General features: G+C 68.4%; 17 protein-coding genes. 6 read left to right on the top strand and 11 right to left on the bottom strand.

What is annotated here, in order from left to right; translation table 11 throughout:
- Positions 1 to 108 precede the first annotated feature (108 nt).
- Positions 109 to 1,458: a cytochrome-c peroxidase gene (locus CFB82_RS07690; RefSeq protein WP_089483896.1), complete on the bottom strand. Its 1,350-nt coding sequence runs from the start codon at positions 1,456 to 1,458 to the stop codon at positions 109 to 111.
- A gap of 223 nt (positions 1,459 to 1,681) precedes the next feature.
- Here CFB82_RS07690 and CFB82_RS07685 point away from each other — a divergent pair, with 223 nt between their 5' ends.
- On the top strand, positions 1,682 to 3,268 hold the full coding sequence (locus tag CFB82_RS07685; RefSeq protein ID WP_089483815.1) for an acid phosphatase: 1,587 nt from the start codon (positions 1,682 to 1,684) through the stop codon (positions 3,266 to 3,268).
- 118 nt (positions 3,269 to 3,386) lie between these two features.
- Here CFB82_RS07685 and CFB82_RS43920 read toward each other — a convergent pair whose 3' ends face one another.
- The 7 genes from CFB82_RS43920 to CFB82_RS07650 all read right to left on the bottom strand — a co-directional run bounded on the left by CFB82_RS43920 (position 3,387) and on the right by CFB82_RS07650 (position 9,661).
- Positions 3,387 to 3,848 carry a DUF3331 domain-containing protein gene (locus CFB82_RS43920; protein WP_373558764.1) on the bottom strand — a complete coding sequence of 154 codons (462 nt, stop codon included), beginning with the start codon at positions 3,846 to 3,848 and terminating at the stop codon, positions 3,387 to 3,389.
- Positions 3,849 to 3,941: 93 nt separating this feature from the next.
- Positions 3,942 to 5,480: an alginate export family protein gene (locus CFB82_RS07675; RefSeq protein WP_089483813.1), complete on the bottom strand. Its 1,539-nt coding sequence runs from the start codon at positions 5,478 to 5,480 to the stop codon at positions 3,942 to 3,944.
- Positions 5,477 to 6,175 (bottom strand): YoaK family protein, encoded by a 699-nt coding sequence (locus CFB82_RS07670; RefSeq protein WP_089483812.1) that lies wholly within the window; start codon positions 6,173 to 6,175, stop codon positions 5,477 to 5,479. The genes CFB82_RS07675 and CFB82_RS07670 overlap by 4 nt, the downstream gene beginning before the upstream one ends.
- Positions 6,172 to 7,086, bottom strand: a complete 915-nt coding sequence (locus CFB82_RS07665) for a glyoxalase (protein ID WP_089483811.1) — start codon at positions 7,084 to 7,086, stop codon at positions 6,172 to 6,174. Before CFB82_RS07665 ends, CFB82_RS07670 begins: the two co-directional genes overlap by 4 nt.
- A gap of 39 nt (positions 7,087 to 7,125) precedes the next feature.
- Positions 7,126 to 7,581, bottom strand: coding sequence for a DoxX family protein (locus CFB82_RS07660; RefSeq protein ID WP_089483810.1), 456 nt, complete (start codon positions 7,579 to 7,581; stop codon positions 7,126 to 7,128).
- Between the two features lies 1 nt (position 7,582).
- Complete coding sequence (locus CFB82_RS07655) at positions 7,583 to 9,475, bottom strand: amidohydrolase (RefSeq protein WP_089483809.1); 1,893 nt, start codon at positions 9,473 to 9,475, stop codon at positions 7,583 to 7,585.
- A gap of 18 nt (positions 9,476 to 9,493) precedes the next feature.
- On the bottom strand, positions 9,494 to 9,661 hold the full coding sequence (locus CFB82_RS07650) for a DUF1427 family protein (protein WP_043182444.1): 168 nt from the start codon (positions 9,659 to 9,661) through the stop codon (positions 9,494 to 9,496).
- Between the two features lie 98 nt (positions 9,662 to 9,759).
- On the opposite strand from CFB82_RS07650, the gene CFB82_RS07645 reads away from it, so the two are divergent.
- Positions 9,760 to 10,683 carry a LysR family transcriptional regulator gene (locus tag CFB82_RS07645; protein WP_089445414.1) on the top strand — a complete coding sequence of 308 codons (924 nt, stop codon included), beginning with the start codon at positions 9,760 to 9,762 and terminating at the stop codon, positions 10,681 to 10,683.
- A gap of 62 nt (positions 10,684 to 10,745) precedes the next feature.
- Here CFB82_RS07645 and CFB82_RS07640 read toward each other — a convergent pair whose 3' ends face one another.
- On the bottom strand, positions 10,746 to 11,432 hold the full coding sequence (locus CFB82_RS07640; RefSeq protein WP_069247732.1) for a hydrolase: 687 nt from the start codon (positions 11,430 to 11,432) through the stop codon (positions 10,746 to 10,748).
- Between the two features lie 276 nt (positions 11,433 to 11,708).
- Between CFB82_RS07640 and CFB82_RS07635 the strand changes: the two genes are divergently transcribed.
- From CFB82_RS07635 to CFB82_RS07620, 4 genes are read left to right on the top strand one after another with little or no spacing between them, the layout of a single operon-like run.
- On the top strand, positions 11,709 to 11,969 hold the full coding sequence (locus CFB82_RS07635) for a XapX domain-containing protein (RefSeq protein ID WP_089483895.1): 261 nt from the start codon (positions 11,709 to 11,711) through the stop codon (positions 11,967 to 11,969).
- A 25-nt stretch (positions 11,970 to 11,994) separates the two neighbouring features.
- Positions 11,995 to 13,575 (top strand): cation:proton antiporter, encoded by a 1,581-nt coding sequence (locus CFB82_RS07630; protein ID WP_089483808.1) that lies wholly within the window; start codon positions 11,995 to 11,997, stop codon positions 13,573 to 13,575.
- Between the two features lie 47 nt (positions 13,576 to 13,622).
- Positions 13,623 to 14,015, top strand: coding sequence for an OsmC family protein (locus CFB82_RS07625; RefSeq protein ID WP_089483807.1), 393 nt, complete (start codon positions 13,623 to 13,625; stop codon positions 14,013 to 14,015).
- A gap of 31 nt (positions 14,016 to 14,046) precedes the next feature.
- A complete protein-coding gene (locus CFB82_RS07620) occupies positions 14,047 to 14,949 on the top strand; it encodes a pirin family protein (RefSeq protein ID WP_089483806.1) in 903 nt (300 codons plus the stop codon).
- Positions 14,950 to 15,008: 59 nt separating this feature from the next.
- On the opposite strand, the gene CFB82_RS07615 is transcribed toward CFB82_RS07620, so the two are convergent.
- Together CFB82_RS07615 and bcsG are read right to left on the bottom strand one after the other, a co-directional pair.
- Positions 15,009 to 15,206 carry a hypothetical protein gene (locus tag CFB82_RS07615; RefSeq protein ID WP_046545421.1) on the bottom strand — a complete coding sequence of 66 codons (198 nt, stop codon included), beginning with the start codon at positions 15,204 to 15,206 and terminating at the stop codon, positions 15,009 to 15,011.
- On the bottom strand, positions 15,188 to 16,744 hold the full coding sequence (gene bcsG, locus CFB82_RS07610; RefSeq protein ID WP_089483805.1) for a cellulose biosynthesis protein BcsG: 1,557 nt from the start codon (positions 16,742 to 16,744) through the stop codon (positions 15,188 to 15,190). The genes CFB82_RS07615 and bcsG overlap by 19 nt, the downstream gene beginning before the upstream one ends.
- Between the last annotated feature and the right edge of the window lie 2 nt (positions 16,745 to 16,746).

Below are 16,746 nucleotides of genomic sequence, written 5' to 3'. Positions count from 1 at the left end.
TCGATCGAACGGCGCGGTGCATGCCGGCGAACCGGGGGCCGGCCATCCGGCCCGCACACTGCGCCTGTCAGCGAGCGAGGATAGCATGCGTGCCGTCGGCGCCGCCTTCTAGTGGCCGGCCGGCGCGGCCGTTTGCTGATATCCGTCAGTCAGCGTACCCAGGAACGCGATCACGTCCTTGATCTCGGCCGCGTTCAGCGCCGGCTGGTCGCCGCGCTTGCGGTCGAACGGCGGCTCGCGGTTGATGTTCGGCCAGTAGCGCTTCGGCAAATCGTCGTAGATCTGCACCTTGCCGTGCACGACCGGATAGAACTTCTCCGGATGGATGTCGCGCTCGACGTAGAAGCTCATCACATCCTCGAGCGAGTGATACACGCCGTTGTGGAAGAACGTCTTGCGCAGCGCGACGTTGCGCAGCGACGGCGTGCGGAACAACCCGCAGAATTCGTCGCGCCCCTTCAGGTCGGTGCGCTCGGGGCCGCAGGCGCCGAGATCGTGGAAGCGCGGGTCGCGATTGACGGGCAGCGCGCGGTTGCGCGGCACCGCGACCGCGATCAGCCCGAAATCGCTGAACTGCGGCGGGCCGCCTTCGAGCGTGCGCTGGCTGATGTGGCAGCTCGCGCAGTTGCCCTTCTTCTCGTCGTTGAACAGCTGCAGCCCGCGCAACTCCGCGGGCGTGAGCTGCGCGTGGCCAGCAAGGTACGCGTCGTACTTGCTCGTGTACGGGTCGAACAGCGCCGGCTGTTGCTGGAACGCGTCGAGCGCGCGCAGCACCGCATTGAACGTCGCCTGGTCGTCGCCGAGCACCTGGTCGCCGAACGCCTTGCGGAACGCATCGGCATACGGTGCGGCGCGAACCGCCTTCGCGACCCGCGCGGGCGAGCTGCTCATCTCGAACGGCGACGTGAGCGGAATGCGCGCCTGCGCGTCGCGCGTGTCGACGCGACCATCCCAGGTCAGGCCGCCGGTCGGACCCGCGTCGATGCTTTCGTCCCCTTCGTCCGGCGAATCGTGGAAGTGCTCGCTGAACGGCGGGATGCCGCGCAGGTACTTCAGCGACGGCACCGCGCGAAAGCCCGTGCGGTGCATGTCGTCGCCGCCGAGCTGTACCGACAGCGCGTTCGGCGGCCCGAACGCATGCTCGGCGCTATGGCACGACGCGCATGCGAGCTTGCCGGAGCCCGACAGCGACGGATCGAAGAACAGCTGCTTGCCGAGCGCCGTCATCTGCTTGACGCCCTCGAACACCTGCGCGCGGGTCTGCGGCTGGCCGGCCGGCGCGACCGCCGGGGCGGCCGGCGCGGCCTGAGCCGCGGGTACGACGGACGCGGCCGATGCAGTCGTGCCGGGCTGCGCGTCGCAACCGGCGAGCGCCGCGAGCGCGCCGACCACCGCGAGCGTCGCCGCGGCCGGGATCAGCGATCGCGCGGACGCGAAGGTTTTCAGAAGGGTGTGCATCGTCATTGTTCTGGTAGCGGTGGACAATCGGCCGGAGCTTATGTCAGTTCCGTGACCGTTGCATGACGTTCAACCGACAGTCAATTGAAAGCGTCCCTACACCCGGCTGTCAAATCGGTTCCAGATAATGCGCGCAGCCGGGCGGTACCGCGAGGTTCGTGCGCCGGCCCTCCCGCCACCCGGTTCCCACACGCGACCAACGACGAATGAGAGAGAACATCGCATGAAGAAGCACGCCTGGATTCGCTATACGCCGATCGCCCTCGCGGCCGCGCTCAGCCTGACCGCCTGCGGCGGCGACGACGTCACGCAGCAAGGCCTGTCGGCCGTCAAGAACGTTGTCGTGATCTACGCGGAAAACCGCAGCTTCGACAACCTGTATGGCAACTTCCCCGGCGCGAACGGCCTGCAGAACGCGACGGCCGCGAACTCGGTGCAGAAGGATCGCGACGGCTCGACGATGGCGACGCTGCCGAAGATCTGGGGCGGCCTGACCGCGACCGGCATCACGCCGGCGGTGACCGAGGCGATGACGGCGAACCTGCCGAACACGCCGTTCGCGATCGACGATCCGAAAGGCTTCAACCAGTCGATGAGCATCGCGACGCGCGACATCGTGCACCGCTTCTACCAGGACCAGATGCAGATCAACGGCGGCAAGAACGACATGTATGCCGCGTGGACCGATGCGGGCGGCCTGACGATGGGCCACTACACGGCCGATCCGTCGAAGCTGCCGCTGTGGAAGGTCGCGCAGCAGTACGTGCTGGCCGACAACTTCTTCATGGGCGCGTTCGGCGGTTCGTTCCTGAACCACCAGTACCTGATCTGCGCGTGCGCGCCGTTCTATGCGAACGCGGACAAGAGCCCGGCGGCCGGCAAGATCGCAGTCCTGAACGCCGACGGCAAGTCGCTGAAGGTCGCCACGAACTCGCCGGCCTCCGCGCTGAGCGGGCCGCCGAAGTTCGTCAACGACGGCGCGCTGACGCCGGACTTCTACGGCGTCAACACGATGCAGCCGGCATACCAGCCGAGCGGCAACAAGGCGGCCACGGGCGGCGATCCGCTGCTCGCCGACCCGGCCAATCCGTCGACGATGCCGCCGCAGACGGCGACCAACATCGGCGACCTGATGACCAATGCGGGCGTGTCGTGGGCATGGTACGGCGGCGCGTGGGGCCAGGCGCTGCAGGCGAGCCAGAACGGCACGTCGAACGTGATCTACGGTGCCGATCTGTCGACGCCGAACTTCCAGCCGCACCACCAGCCGTTCAACTACTTCGCGAACCAGGCGCCGGGCACCGCGAGCCGCGCGCAGCACCTGCTCGACGGCGGCGCGAACGGCGCCGAGTTCATCAAGGCGATCGACGCGGGCACGCTGCCGCAGGTCGCGTTCTACAAGCCGCAGGGCAACCTGAACGAGCACCCGGGCTACACCGACGTCACCTCCGGCGACCAGCACATCGCCGACGTGATCGCGCACCTGCAGGCGAGCCCGCAGTGGAAGAACATGGTCGTGGTCGTCACGTACGACGAAAACGGCGGCTTCTGGGATCATGCCGCGCCGCCGACCGCCGACCGCTGGGGCCCCGGCACCCGCATTCCGGCGCTGATCGTGTCGCCGTACGCGAAGAAGGGCTTCGTCGACCATACGCAGTACGACACCGGCTCGATCCTGCGCTTCATCACGCGCCGCTTCTCGCTGCCGCGCCTCGCGGGCCTGCAACAGCGCGACGACGCGCTGAAGGCCAACGGCGGGCAGCCGATGGGCGACCTGACGAACGCGCTGCAACTGTCGCCGAACCTGTAACGGGTTGGCGGCACTGCAATGAACCGGCCGGCGCGATGCCGGCCACCCCATGACACAGGGCGGCTCTGGCCGCCCTGTGTCATGGCGCAAACGCAAACGTCAGCACGTGCGCGCCGCATCACCCGCCGCGCTGCAGCCCGACGCCATCGAGTGCGATGGCCAGGATCATCGCGCGCGCATTTGGCGGCGTCGGTCGTCCGCTCGGGCGGAACACGTCGTCCCCGCACGCGATCCGCGCGCCCGACAGCACGCAGACACCGGCCTGCCGCGCGCGCCCCGGTTTCCAGTGCTGCTCGCCGAAATGCGCACGCCCCGGCTCGACCCAGCGCACGACCAGCAGCTGCGCCGAGCGCTCGAGCACCTGCACGTGCGGGCGAGCCGCCGACACGCGCGGACGGTCGAGCGCCGCCGCCAGGATCATCGCTTTCGATTCGAATGACGCCCGCCCGCGCGGGCTGAACACGGCGTCGCCGCAGACGATCTTCTCGCCGGACAGCGCGCAGTGGCCCGAGCGCAGCGCACGCCCCGGCGCCCAGCGTTGTTCCGCGCCGCCCGGCGCGAGCCGGCGCACGATCAGCATCTCGTCCGAATACGCGAGCACCTGCACACGCGCATTCATCCGGCACAACGCATCGGGCAACGCTTCACCGGCGGACGCGCCGCGGCGCGCGTGCTACCACCCATACTTCAGCTCGACGCCGACATAGTCGGCGTTGTGCCCGCCCGCCTGGCGGATCGCATCGCCGACCTGGAAATGCACGGCCTCGATCGCACCGATCAGGTTCGCGGCAATCGTCCAGTCCGCGCGCAGCTGCACGTACATCCCGGTCCACAACCCGCCCTTGCCCGCGGTGCCCGGCACCGGGATGTTCGGCTGCTGATAGACGGCGTCGCCGGTCGTCTCGCGCCACTGGAAACCGAGCGCACCGAGCAGCGACAGGTTCGCCGACGGCTTCAGCGTCACGGACGGCTTCACGTGAATCAGGTTCGCGTAACTCGTATAGCCGGCCAGCGTGAAGTAATAGCCGTTCGGAAACAGCGGGTTGAAGGTGCTCACACGGCCGTCGTGCGGATGCCGGTCGCCCGACGCCGCGTCGACCTGCAGCGCGATGCGCGGCGACCACGGCGCATCGAGCTTGTAGCCGGCGATCGAACCGACGGCCCACGCCCCGATCGTCGCGTTGCCGACCGTGCCGGTCTGCAGCATCGTTTCGAGATCCCAGTCGAAGCGCCCCAGTGTGCCCGTGTAGCGCACGTCCCACACGTCGCGATGCTCGGGACCGCTCGCGTCGAGGAACCGCGCGTTGTTGCGGTTGTAGCGCGACCAATAGCCGGACAGGTCGCCCGGCCCGACCGACTGCCGCTCGAAGCGCACGCCGCTGAACGTGAGATCGCGATTCGACACGTCGTCGAAATCGGACGCGTTGCGGTTCTGCACCGGCTGCGTCGCATAGCCGATGAAGCGCCACTTCTGGTACTCGTAAACGGCCCAGACCGCATCGAACGCCTGCCGTACGTTCGGGCCGTCGCGCGTGGCGATGAAACGCTGCAAGTCGAACGCCATCTCCTGGCGGCCGACGCGGAACTTGAAGGTGCCACCGCCGAGTGCGCCCGTGTAGGTCGCGAACGCCTGCTCGAGATCGAGCGGGTTCTTGTCGACCGGCGACACCGTGTTCTTGCCGAACGCGCGGGCGTCCTGCAACCGCACGAAGAACTGCCAGTGCTGGCCGAGATGCGCATCGGCATGCACTTCGATGCGCTGGATCAGGTACGTATCCGATTGCGCGGAGCCGATCCCGAACAGCGGCGCGTCATTGGTCTCGAGACGCTCGCGCACGTTCACGCCAAGCGATAGATAGGAGGCCGGATCGTTGCCGAGCGGCATGTATTTCAGCCCGTCGAGCGGCGCGCGCGGCACGCACGGATTCGCGAGCACCGACCAGTCTTCCTGCCAGCGGTTGAACAGCACCACGGGGCGCTTGGCCGTGCAGGTCGATGCGGCAGCGGCGGTTGTCGTCGCCGATGTCGTTGGCGTGGCCGATGACGCGGCCGGCGCCGGTTCCTGCACCGGCGTGGAAGCCGGCGTCGATGCCGCCGCCGTTTGCGCGCATGCCGCGTCGGCGCCCGCGAACAGCAGCCCCGCGACGATCGACACGCGCGCGGCCCGTGCTGCGTGCTGGCCGTGATGTCTCCTCCCTCCCCGCTCGATCACGCGCGCTCCTGGGTGGTTGTACCCGCCGTTCGTGCCGCGCACAGGGCAAGCGTCGCGAGCGCGCCGACCGGCGCGAGCAGCGCGAGGAACCCGACGAAGCGAAACCCGAGCGCGCCGCATGCGGCGCCGAGTGCGAACGCGACGATCGCCGGCAGCATCTTGCCGAAGCGCGCCCGCGCCGCCGCGCGCGCGGCATCGGCCGTGCCGGCCGACAGCATGTCGACGACGTCGAGAATCGCCTGCGTGACGTTGCCGGTCATCACCGTGTTCGGCACGCCGCCGGCGCGCGCAATCACGCGCGGATGCGCGTTCTGCACGCCCATCGCAAACGTGCCGACGATGCCGGCCACGAGCGCCGGCAAGCTGTCCGGCTGCGTGACGGGCGTCGCCCACACGCCGGCCGCACAGAAGCCGAGCAGCAGCACGGCCTGCACCGCATGCAGCGTGCGCGTGCCCTGCCAGGCGGGCCGCCCGGACATCGACCGCGCGATCAGGCTGCTCGCGATCACGCCGCAGACGAACGCGGGAAACACGCTAAGCTTCAGCACGACGCCCTGGCCGAAGCCCGCGATGCCCGCGCCGATCAGCACGAAGTTGCCCGTCACGTGCGCGGTGAACAGCCCGAACAGCGCGACGAAGCTCAGCGTGTCGACGAAGCCGGCCACCGCGGCAAGGATCGTGTCCTCGTGCTTCATCGCGCGGCGCTCGCGTGGATCTCGGCGACGTAGCCGCCCGGGAACTGCACGAGCGCAGCATCACGGCCGTCCGACGTGAACGGCGGCACGAGCACGGTCACCCCCGCGGCCTGCGCCTTCTTCAGCGTCGCCGCGAGATCGGCGACTTCATAGCCCGTCATTTCATGCGCGTACGGATACGGCAGGTGGCCGTCGGTCACGAGCACGGTCATCTTGCCGAAGCCCGATTCGATGCGAATGCGGCGATACGTGTCGTTCGGCCGGCCGATCTCGATGCCCGGCGCCTTGAGGGTGTCGGACACCACCTTGCCATTCGAGAACTTGACGAAATCGTGCACCAGCTTGTGCACGCTTTCCGGCGATACGTACACGCGGTTCTCGGGCACCGTCTCCAGCGCGTCGTAGTGCGGCGCTTCGGTATGCCAATAGAGTTGCATGTTCAGCCCGCCGGCCCACCGGATGATCGCGTCGCGGCCGATCGGATCGGGGAACGTGTCGACGACCACGTCCGCGCCGTGTGCGCGCGCCGTCTTCATCGCGACGTCCATGTCGGTGACGAGATAACCGGTGCGCTCCGCGCAGAACGGATACGGGATCGGCGTCTTGAAGCCGAACACCGACACCGTGCCGACCGGCGTGAGCACGAGCTGCGACATCGTCTGGCTCGGCGTGGGCGTGACCTGGAACACGCCCTGCTTCGACTTCTTGCCGCCGAACGTCGCGACGAAGCTGTCGGTGAAGCGGTCGAAGTCTTCCGGCGCCACGCACACGTGCGTCGTGTCGTATTGCGGCCCGACGGCCAGCACCGGCACCGGCGGCGGCGGAACCGGCGGTTTCGCGAACGTCGCCGGCGCCGCGACGCAGCCGGCCGCGATCGTCAGCGCGCACAGTGCGGATCGAATGGTCATCATGATCAGGTTTCCTTGTTGTGTCATCGAATGATGCATCGGTCACGCGCGGCCGTCACCGTCCGCGCGCTTCGCATCGGCGAGCCGGGTCGCGAGCACGAGTGCGGCGATCAGCCCGAGATGCTCGAAAAAGCTGTTGAGCGCCATGAAATGCTCGGCGCCCGTGCGGTTCCAGAAATCGTTGGCCACCGCCATCGCGACCAGCGTCAGCATACCGAGACTGCCCGCGCCGAGCCACGTGAAGCGGCCCAGCACGATGCACAGCGAGCCGGCGATCTCGACCGCGATCGCGAGCGCCGCCCATAGCGCGGCCGGCTGCAGTCCGAAATGCGCCTGCTCCGCGACCGCGCCATGGAAGTCCAGCGCCTTCGCGACGCCGCCGATCAGGTACGCGGACACCAGCGCCAGCCGCGCGAGCGGCAGGATCCACGGCTGCGCGAGCAACGCGCGGACCCACGCCGGGTTGCCGGCGCCGGCGTGATGGGTCGGGGTCGCCATGTCAGACCGCCCAGCACGAACAGCCGAACGCGCCCCAGAAGCCCTTCGCGTCCGACGTCGGCAACGCGCGGCTCCACGCGTTCGCGTGTGCATGGCCGTGCACGCCGCACGCGCTTGCGCAACCGCACTGCGCGGCAGCCGCCGCGGCGCGCTGCAGCGGCGCGCCGTTGCGCTGCGTCGCGCCCCAGCCGCCATAGCCGCCGTACTCGCGCACCGGCGACCAGTCGGGCATCGCCGGCGGAATCGGCGCGTCGTGCGACGCGAACGGCCCCGCGCCCCACACGATCCGGCCGCCGACCACCGTCAGCAATGCAGTCGTCTCGACGATATCGTCCTCCGCGCACGTGAAGAAATCGCGATCGGGGACCATCAGGTCGGCGAGTTGGCCAACCGCGATGCGTCCTTTGCGGCCGACTTCGTTCGAGAACCACGTCACGTACTCGGTCCACATGCGCAGTGCCGTCTCCCGATCGAGCAGGTTGCGCTGCGGGTACATCCGCATCCCGCCGACCGTCTTGCCCGTCACGAGCCACGCGAGCGACACCCACGGGTTGTACGACGCCACCCGCGTCGCGTCGGTGCCGGCCGACACCTTGAGCCCCTTCTCGAGCATCTTCGCGACGGGCGGCGTCGCCTCCGCGGCTTGCGCGCCGTAACGCTCGACGAAGTATTCGCCCTGGTACGCCATCCGGTGCTGCACCGCAATGCCGCCGCCGAGCGCGGCGATGCGGTCCATCGAGCGCTCCGAGATCGTTTCGGCGTGGTCGAAGAACCAGTTCAGTCCGTCGAGCGGGATATCCTCGTTGACCTTCTCGAACACGTCGAGCGCACGGCTGATCGTTTCGTCGTAGGTCGCATGCATGCGCCACGGCCAGCGGTTCTGCGCGAGCACGCGCACGACGCCTTCGAGATCGTCCTCCATCTGCGCCGGCAGGTCCGGGCGCGCGACGCGGAAATCCTCGAAATCGGCCGCCGAAAACACCAGCATCTCGCCCGCGCCGTTGTGGCGGAAGTAGTCGGTGCCGTCGTGGTACTTGACGCTCTTCGTCCAGTTCACGAAGTCTTCCTTCTCCGCATTCGGCTTCTGCGTGAACAGGTTGTAGGCGATGCGGATCGTCATCTCACCCGCGTCGTGCAGCTTGCGGATCACCTCGTAGTCGTCGGGATAATTCTGCGAGCCGCCGCCCGCGTCGATCACGCCCGTCACGCCAAGGCGATTGAGTTCGCGCATGAAATGACGCGTCGAGTTGTACTGATACTCGAACGGCAGCTTCGGCCCCTTCGCGAGCGTCGCGTAGAGGATCGTCGCATTCGGGTTCGCCAGCAGCAGCCCGGTCGGGTTGCCGGCGGCATCGCGCAGGATGGTTCCACCCGGCGGCTCGGGTGTGTCCTTCGTGTACCCCACCACCCGCAGCGCGGCCGCGTTCAGCAGCGCGCGGTCGTACAGGTGCAGGATGAACACGGGCGTATCGGGTGCGACTGAATTGAGTTCGTCGATCGTCGGCAGGCGCTTCTCGACGAACTGGTGTTCGGTGAAGCCGCCGACCACGCGCACCCATTGCGGCGCAGGCGTGATCGCGACCTGCTGCTTCAGCATCTCCATCGCGACCGCGAGCGAACGCACGCCATCCCAGCGCAGCTCGAGGTTGTAGTTCAAGCCGCCGCGAATCACGTGCGTGTGGTTGTCGATCAAGCCCGGCAGCACGCTGCGGCAATCGAGATCGACGACTTTCGTTGCGCGGCCCGCGAGCGGCACGATGTCGGCATCGGAGCCGACCGCGACGAAGCGACCGTCCTTGATCGCCACGGCGGTGGCGACGGGGTTCGCACGATCGAGCGTCGTGATGCGCCCGTTGTGCAGGATGAGATCGGGTTGAGTAGCGGTTGCGCTCATGAAGTGTCCTCGATGCGGTCAGAAGCCGAGCCAGTGACGGACCGGCGCGATGGCCTGGGCGCCGATCAGCATGCCGGCCAGGCCGACCAGCGCGATCAGCGGCGGTGCCGGCGAACGCACCTTGATCACGCTGTACACGACGCCGATCAGCACGCCGGCGCCCAAAGAAAGTAGATAAGATTCCATAACGATTTTTCTCCCGGCCGGATTAGAATCACCTGCATCGCACGCCCGCTTTCGCGGTGCGCTGCATCCGTCCCGCTTCCCTGCCATTCATCCCGACCATGCAATACCTTCCTGATCTCGAAGCCTGGGCCATCTTTGCGCGCGTCGCGGAGACGGGCTCGTTCGCGAAAGCCGCCGACCTGCTCGGCGTATCGCAGCCGACGGTGTCGAAGGCCATTGCGCGCCTCGAAAAACGCCTCGGCGCGATGCTGCTGTACCGCACGTCGCGCAAGCTGTCGCTCACGCCGACCGGCGAACTGCTGCGCGACCGCGCGATCCGCCTGCTCGCCGACGCGGAACTGATCGAGAGCGAAGCGTCCGCGCAAGCACTCGAACCGCACGGCCTCGTGCGCGTGAATGCGCCGATGTCGTTCGGGGTGCGCCACCTGTCGCCGGTGCTGCCCGCGTTTCTCGAACGCTATCCGCGCGTCGACATCGACCTCGTGCTCACCGATCACATCGTCGACATCGTGTCCGGCGGCTTCGACGTCGCCATCCGCATCGCCGAGCTGAGCGATTCGTCGCTGCGCTCGCGCCGGCTGTGCGCGGTGCGCCGGCCGCTCGTCGCGTCGCCCGCGTACCTCGACCGGCGCGGCCGCCCCGCGCACCCGCGCGACCTCGAACAGCACGTGTGCCTCACCTACACGAACCTGCCGACACCCGAACACTGGCGCTTCCGCCACGCGGCATCGGGCGACGAGGTCGGCGTATCCGTGCACGGCCGCATTCGCACCAACAACGCGGACGTGATCGTCCCCGCGCTCATCGCCGGTCATGGCCTCGCGCTGCAGCCCGAGTTCCTGGTGTGGGACGCGATGCAGCGCGGCGAGCTCGAGGAAGTGATGGCCGACTGGAAGATCGCCGACATCAACGTCAACCTCGTCACGCCGCCGGGCATGCTGCGCGCCGCGCGCGTGACGGTGCTGCTCGACTTCCTCGCGGAGCACTTCGCGCGCGCGCCGTGGGCGCTGCCTGCAGCCTGAGCGGGCGACGGCCGGCGACAGCAGATCGCCGCGGCCGTTGCCGCGATCGCGGCCGGTGTCCGTTACTTCGCCGGTACCGCCGCGAGCGACTCGTGCGGCGTCGCGGTGCGTTGCGCAGCCTTGTGAACCATCGTGTACGCGTAGTCGACGCCCATCCCGTACGCGCCCGAGTGCTCCTTCGCGATCGCCATCACCGCGTCGTAGCTGTCGCGGCGCGCCCAGTCGCGCTGCCATTCGAGCAGCACCTGCTGCCACGTGACGGGCACGACACCGGCCTGCACCATCCGCTGCATCGCGAAGTCGTGCGCGGCCTGCGACGTGCCGCCCGATGCGTCGGCCACCATGTAGATCTCGTAGTCGCCTTCGAGCATCGCGCACAGTGCGAACGTGGTATTGCAGACTTCCGTCCAGAGACCCGACACGACCACCTTCTTGCGACCATTCGCGGCCAGCGCGTCGCGCACCTTCTGGTCGTCCCACGAGTTCATCGACGTGCGTTCGAGCGTCTTCTGGTTCGGGAACACGTCGAGCAGCTCGGGGAAGGTATGGCCGGAGAAGGCCTCGGTCTCGACCGTCGTGATGGTGGTCGGCACGTTGAACGCCTTGGCGGCCTTCGCGAGCCCGACGACGTTGTTCTTCAGCGTCTGGCGATCGATCGACTGCACGCCGAACGCCATTTGCGGCTGCTGGTCGATGAAGATCAGCTGGCTGTTCTGCGGCGTCAGTACTTCAAGTTTCGGATTGCTCATGGCGCAAGGTGTCCTGTGAACGAAAAAAGGGGGGCCTGCCTCGACCGTCTGAACGGGAGGAGCCGGAGGTACGTCAGCGCCGGATCGTCGTCCGGGCCGAAACATTTAAGCCGCAAACGCGCGGCGCGAACACCCAAGGAACGGAATCGATCCGATTCCTGAATCGTTGCCTGTTCGGGGCTGCCCGCCCTTTTATTCTTCACGCAAACCCGATACGCTTTCGAAATCTTGACGGCGCGCCCCGCGCCGCTCGTCTGCCATCACGGGACGCCCGCCATGAAACCGTATTTCCTGTCGCTGCTAGCCGGCATCCTCGCCGGTGTCATCTATGGCGCGCTCGGCGTGAACTCGCCGGCCCCGCCGATCATCGCGCTCACCGGCCTGCTCGGCATGCTGGCCGGCGAACAGATCCTGCCCGTCGCGCGCCGGATGCTTGCCGGACACCGGCTGAACACCGCATGGCGCGATGCACAATGCAGCCAGCACATGTTCGGCGCGCTGCCCGGCGGCACCACGAACGATCGCAAGCCGTCGTGACGCAATCGTTCATCACCGGCCACGCATGACCAACGTCGAACTGTTTCATTACCTGCTGCTGTTGATCTGCGGGGCCGGCGCACTCACGTGGCTCGCCGAACGGATTTCGATTCCGCCGGCCGTCGTGCTGCTGCTCGGCGGCTGCGTGGTCGCGGTCGCCGGCAAGCGCGTGCCCGACATGGACCCGGCGCTGCTGCTCGCGGCCGTGCTGCCGCCGCTGCTGATGTCGAGCGGGTTCTACACCGCGTGGAAGGAATTCCGGCAGGAGCTTGCATCGATCGCGTCGCTCGCGCTCGGCGCCGTGGTGTTCACGACCGTCGCGGTCGCGCTCGCCGTGCATGCGGTGAACCCGGCGCTGCCATGGGCCGCCTGCTTCACGCTCGGCGCGATCGTGTCGCCGCCCGATGCGGTCGCCGCGAAGGCGATCCTGCAGCGCCACCCGCTGCCCGCGCGGCTCGTCGCGGTACTCGAAGGCGAAAGCCTCGTCAACGATGCGTCGGGCCTGCTGCTGTACCAGATGGCCGTGTCGGCCGCGCTCGCCGTGTCGATCACGGCCGCGAGCGCCACCGGCCTGTTCTTCTCGCTCACGCTGATCGGCATCGCGGTCGGCCTCGCGTGCGGCCATGCGATGAGCTGGGTGCTGCCGCGCCTGCGCGACCCGATGCTCGGCATCGTCGTGACCTTCGCGATGGCGTGGGGCAGCTACGGGATCGCGGAAGCCGTCGACGGCTCGGGCGTGCTGTCGGTCGTCACCTGCGGCCTCGTGCTCGGCGTGCGCCAGCATCGCGTGTTCGACGCCGACATGCGGATCAAGGCGAAGGCGACCTGGGAAGCGATCGTGTTCGTGCTCGACGCGCTCGTGTTCATCCTGATCGGCCTCGCACTGCACGCGATCCTCGCGCGCGTGAACCACGAAGGCGCGGTGCTGATGGCCGGCCTGCGCGTCGCGCTGCCCGCCACCGCCGCCGCGATCGCCGCGCGCATCGTCTGGGTGTTCGTTGCGATGTGGCTGCCGGGCCGCCTGCGCGCGCCGCGCGCCGGCCACGCACCGTGGTCGTGGCGCGAAGCCGTCGTGCTCGGCTGGTCGGGCATGCGCGGCGTCGTGAGCCTCGCGGCCGCGATCGCGCTGCCCGCCAACTTCCCCGGCCGCGACCTGATCCTGTTCAGCACGTTCCTGCTGATCATCGCCACGCTCGTCGTGCAGGGCGGCACGCTCGCGCCGCTGATCCGCGTGCTGAAGCTGCGCCCGGCCGCGCGGCACACGATGTCCGAGCATGCGGTGCGCGCGCATGCGTTCGGCGCGGCGCTCGCCGAACTCGACGCGCTCGAGCAGCGCGGCTCGACCCTCGAGCGGCCGTCGCTCGACCGCCTGCTCGCCGAATACCGGAATCGCGTCACCTTCAACGAACGCGCGCATCGCCACGGCGCCGAACCCGCCAACGTACGGGCGCGCATGCTGCGCGTCGAACTCGAACTCGTCGGCGTGTCGCGCGGCGCGCTGCTCGACCTGCATCGCGACGGCAAGGTCGACGACGCCGTGCTGCACCGGATCGAATCGGAACTCGATTTCGAGGAACTGCGGCTGCAGCGGCTGCTCGAACCGTGACGCCCGGCCCGTCCGCCGGACCTCCCCCTTTTTCACATGGAACTGCAATGAGCGAACTGTCCGTCGAAGCGAGCATCGGCTCCGTCGATTACCTCGTCCACTTCAGCGATGGCGTCCACCAGTGGCGCGCCGACGAACCGGCGTCGCTCGGCGGCGGCGATGCGGCGCCCACGCCCGTTGCGCTGCTGCTGTCGAGCCTCGGCGCGTGCACCGCGATCACGCTGAAGATGTATGCGCAGCGCAAGGGCTGGCCGCTCACCGAAGTGCACGTGAAGCTCGCGCACGAATCGGGCAGCGCGGGCAGCACGATCGTGCGCCGCATCACGCTGGAAGGCGACCTGTCCGGCGAACAGCGCGACCGGCTGCTGCAGATCGCGAACGCGTGCCCGGTGCACAAGATCCTCACGCATCCGATCACCATCGACACCGCGATCGCCTGACGCGCCCCGCCTCGACTACCCGATCCCCACCATGTCCGCCTCGATCAAGACCCTGCTCACACCGCGCGAAAGCGACATCGGCAACCTCGTCGTGCGCCGCGTGCTGCCCGCGCGCGCCGCCCGCCTCGTCGGCCCGTTCATCTTCTTCGACGAGATGGGGCCGGCCGTGCTGCCGGCCGGCAGCGGCATCGACGTGCTGCCGCATCCGCACATCGGCCTCGCGACCGTCACCTACCTGTTCGACGGTTCGCTGATGCACCACGACAGCCTCGGCTTCCGGCAGAAGATCGTGCCGGGCGACGTGAACTGGATGACCGCCGGCCGCGGCATCGTGCATTCGGAGCGTTCGCCCGACGAAGACCGGCCGCGCGATCAGCCGGTCCACGGGATCCAGACCTGGGTCGCGCTGCCGGTCGAGCATGAGGACACCGCGCCCGCGTTCGTCCATCACGCGGCCGACACGCTGCCGTCGTTCACGCGCGACGGGGCGAGCGTGCGCGTGATCGCGGGTACCGCGTTCGGGCTCACGTCGCCGGTCGCCGTGTTCTCGCCCACGCTCTATGCGTATGCGGAATTCGCGGCAGGCGGCACGCTGGCGCTCGATGCCGAACATGAGGAGCGCGGCGTGTATCTCGTCGACGGCGATCTCTCGATCGACGGCACGCCGCTCGCTGCCGCGACGATGGCCGTGCTGGAGCCGGGCGCGACCGTGGCGCTTGCGAGCACGAACGGCGCACGCGTGATGCTGCTCGGCGGTGCGCACCTGCCGGGCGAGCGCTTCATCGAATGGAATTTCGTATCGAGCGCGCGCGCGAAGATCGATGCGGCCCGTGCGGCGTGGGCCGATCAGACCTTCGGCAAGGTGCCGGGGGAAGAAAACGAGTGGACGCGCCAGCCGGAACGCAAGGCGCAACAAGGCAACAACGCGCAGTAAGCGGGTTCGCCCGCAGGCAAGCCATGCAACGGCCGGCACACCTGCCGGCCGTTGTGCGTTTACCGCTTCAATCCCATCAGCTTCGCGAGCGTCGGCCAGCGGTCGAGCGACTCGATGAACGCGCGGCGCGCCTGCTCGTCGACGTAACGCTCGGGATCGAGCGCGGGCAGATGCCGCGCGAGGCCGAGCACGTCGTTCGGTTGCGACAGGCGATCATCGTCGCTGTCGGCGGGGAGAATTACTGTTCGTCGATCCATACGCCATCCGGAGTTTTCACCGAGTAGCCCGCGGCCGTCTGCATCGTCACCGTGCCCTCGTTCTCGCCCACCATCCGCGTGCGCGGCAGGTCGGCCGCGTACTGCGCGAGCGTCGTGCCCGGCTTGAACGGGCTGTTCGACACGAGGTTCGACAGTAGCTGCGCAAGCGCGAGGAAGCTGGTCGGCTGGTCGATCACGGTCGTCGCGCCGTGGTTGCCGGCAAAGCCGACGAGCCGCACGCCGACCGGCCCGTGCACGATGCGCGGTGTCGGAATCTCGCGCAGGCCCGCGACCTGGTACTTGTCGCCGCGCAGCGCGGCGCCGTGCTCGGGCACGAACACGATCACCGCGCGGCGGCCCGATTGCGCGATCAGGTCGGCGAGGTGATCGAAGTCGTCCATCAGCTTCGTCACGCGCTGCGGATACGAGTCGATGCTCGTCAGCGCGCTGCCGACGACGCGGTTGCCGTCGTGCAGGCTGATCGTGTTGTAGTACAGCGCGACCGGCCCCGGCACCGACGCGCGCTGCGCGTACCAGTTCGCGAGCGTCGCGTAGTCGCTCTTGATCTCCGAGCCGTCGAACGCGTGCATCGCGACGGGCGCGGCCGCGTTCGACACCGGCGGCGCGTCGGGCACGCCGATGTTGTCGTGGATCACCTGCAGGAAGTTGTCGAAGTGGCCGTCGTGGTTCAGCAGCGACTGCACCTTGTAGCCCGCGCTCGCCAGTTGCGAGAACAGGTAGCACTGCTGCGGTGCCGGCTTGTACAGGTCGGCGTGCGCTTCCTGCCCGCAGCTCGCGCGCAGCACGCGGATCGCGGCCGGGCCGCTGTAGCTCGCGGCCGTGCTGAAGTTATTGAACAGGTAGTCGAAGTGACTCAGCATCGGGTGGTTGCGCACCTTCGCGGCGTCGAGGTCGTCCCACGACAGCGAGCAGATGTGCAGCACGATCACGTCGAACTGCGCGGCCGGATCGTTGCCGAGATGGCCGAACGCGACCTGCCGCTGCGATTCCTGCGTGCGGAACGTCGCGAGCGCGGCGTTGTGATCCTCCGGCTGGCCGGCAAGCGTCGTGCCCGTCGCGCCCGCCTGCTGCGGAAGCGGTGCGACGACGCGTGCCATCAACCCGCTGCCGGCCTGCCACAACGGCATCACGATCAGCACGGCCAGCACGAACGTCGCGACGCGCAGCCAGCGATTGACGATGAAGTAGACGATCAGCGCGCCGGCCACCGTCAGCAGCAGTACCGGCGGCAGCAGGCGCGGCAGCAGCTCCATCCAGTACTCGAAGCGGAACGTGCTCACTTCGCGCGCAGCCTCGGCGAGCCGCGCGAGCGGCGGCGCATGCATCTCGCGCGCGAGCAGCGGCACTGCGATTGCGATCGCCACGACCTGCCGGACGATGCGCCACGCGCGCCGCCGGATCGGTGCGCTCGCGGCGAGCGCCACCGCGAACGCGAGGTTCGCGAGCCAGAACGGCTGCAGGTGCCCGGTCGCGAACAGCGCGAACTTCAGGATGAAATACAGATTCCAGAACGTCATCT

It is taken from the genome of Burkholderia sp. HI2714, from assembly GCF_002223085.1.
In the GTDB taxonomy this organism is placed as follows: domain Bacteria; phylum Pseudomonadota; class Gammaproteobacteria; order Burkholderiales; family Burkholderiaceae; genus Burkholderia; species Burkholderia lata_D.
This window is presented reverse-complemented; position numbering and strand designations above follow the sequence as displayed.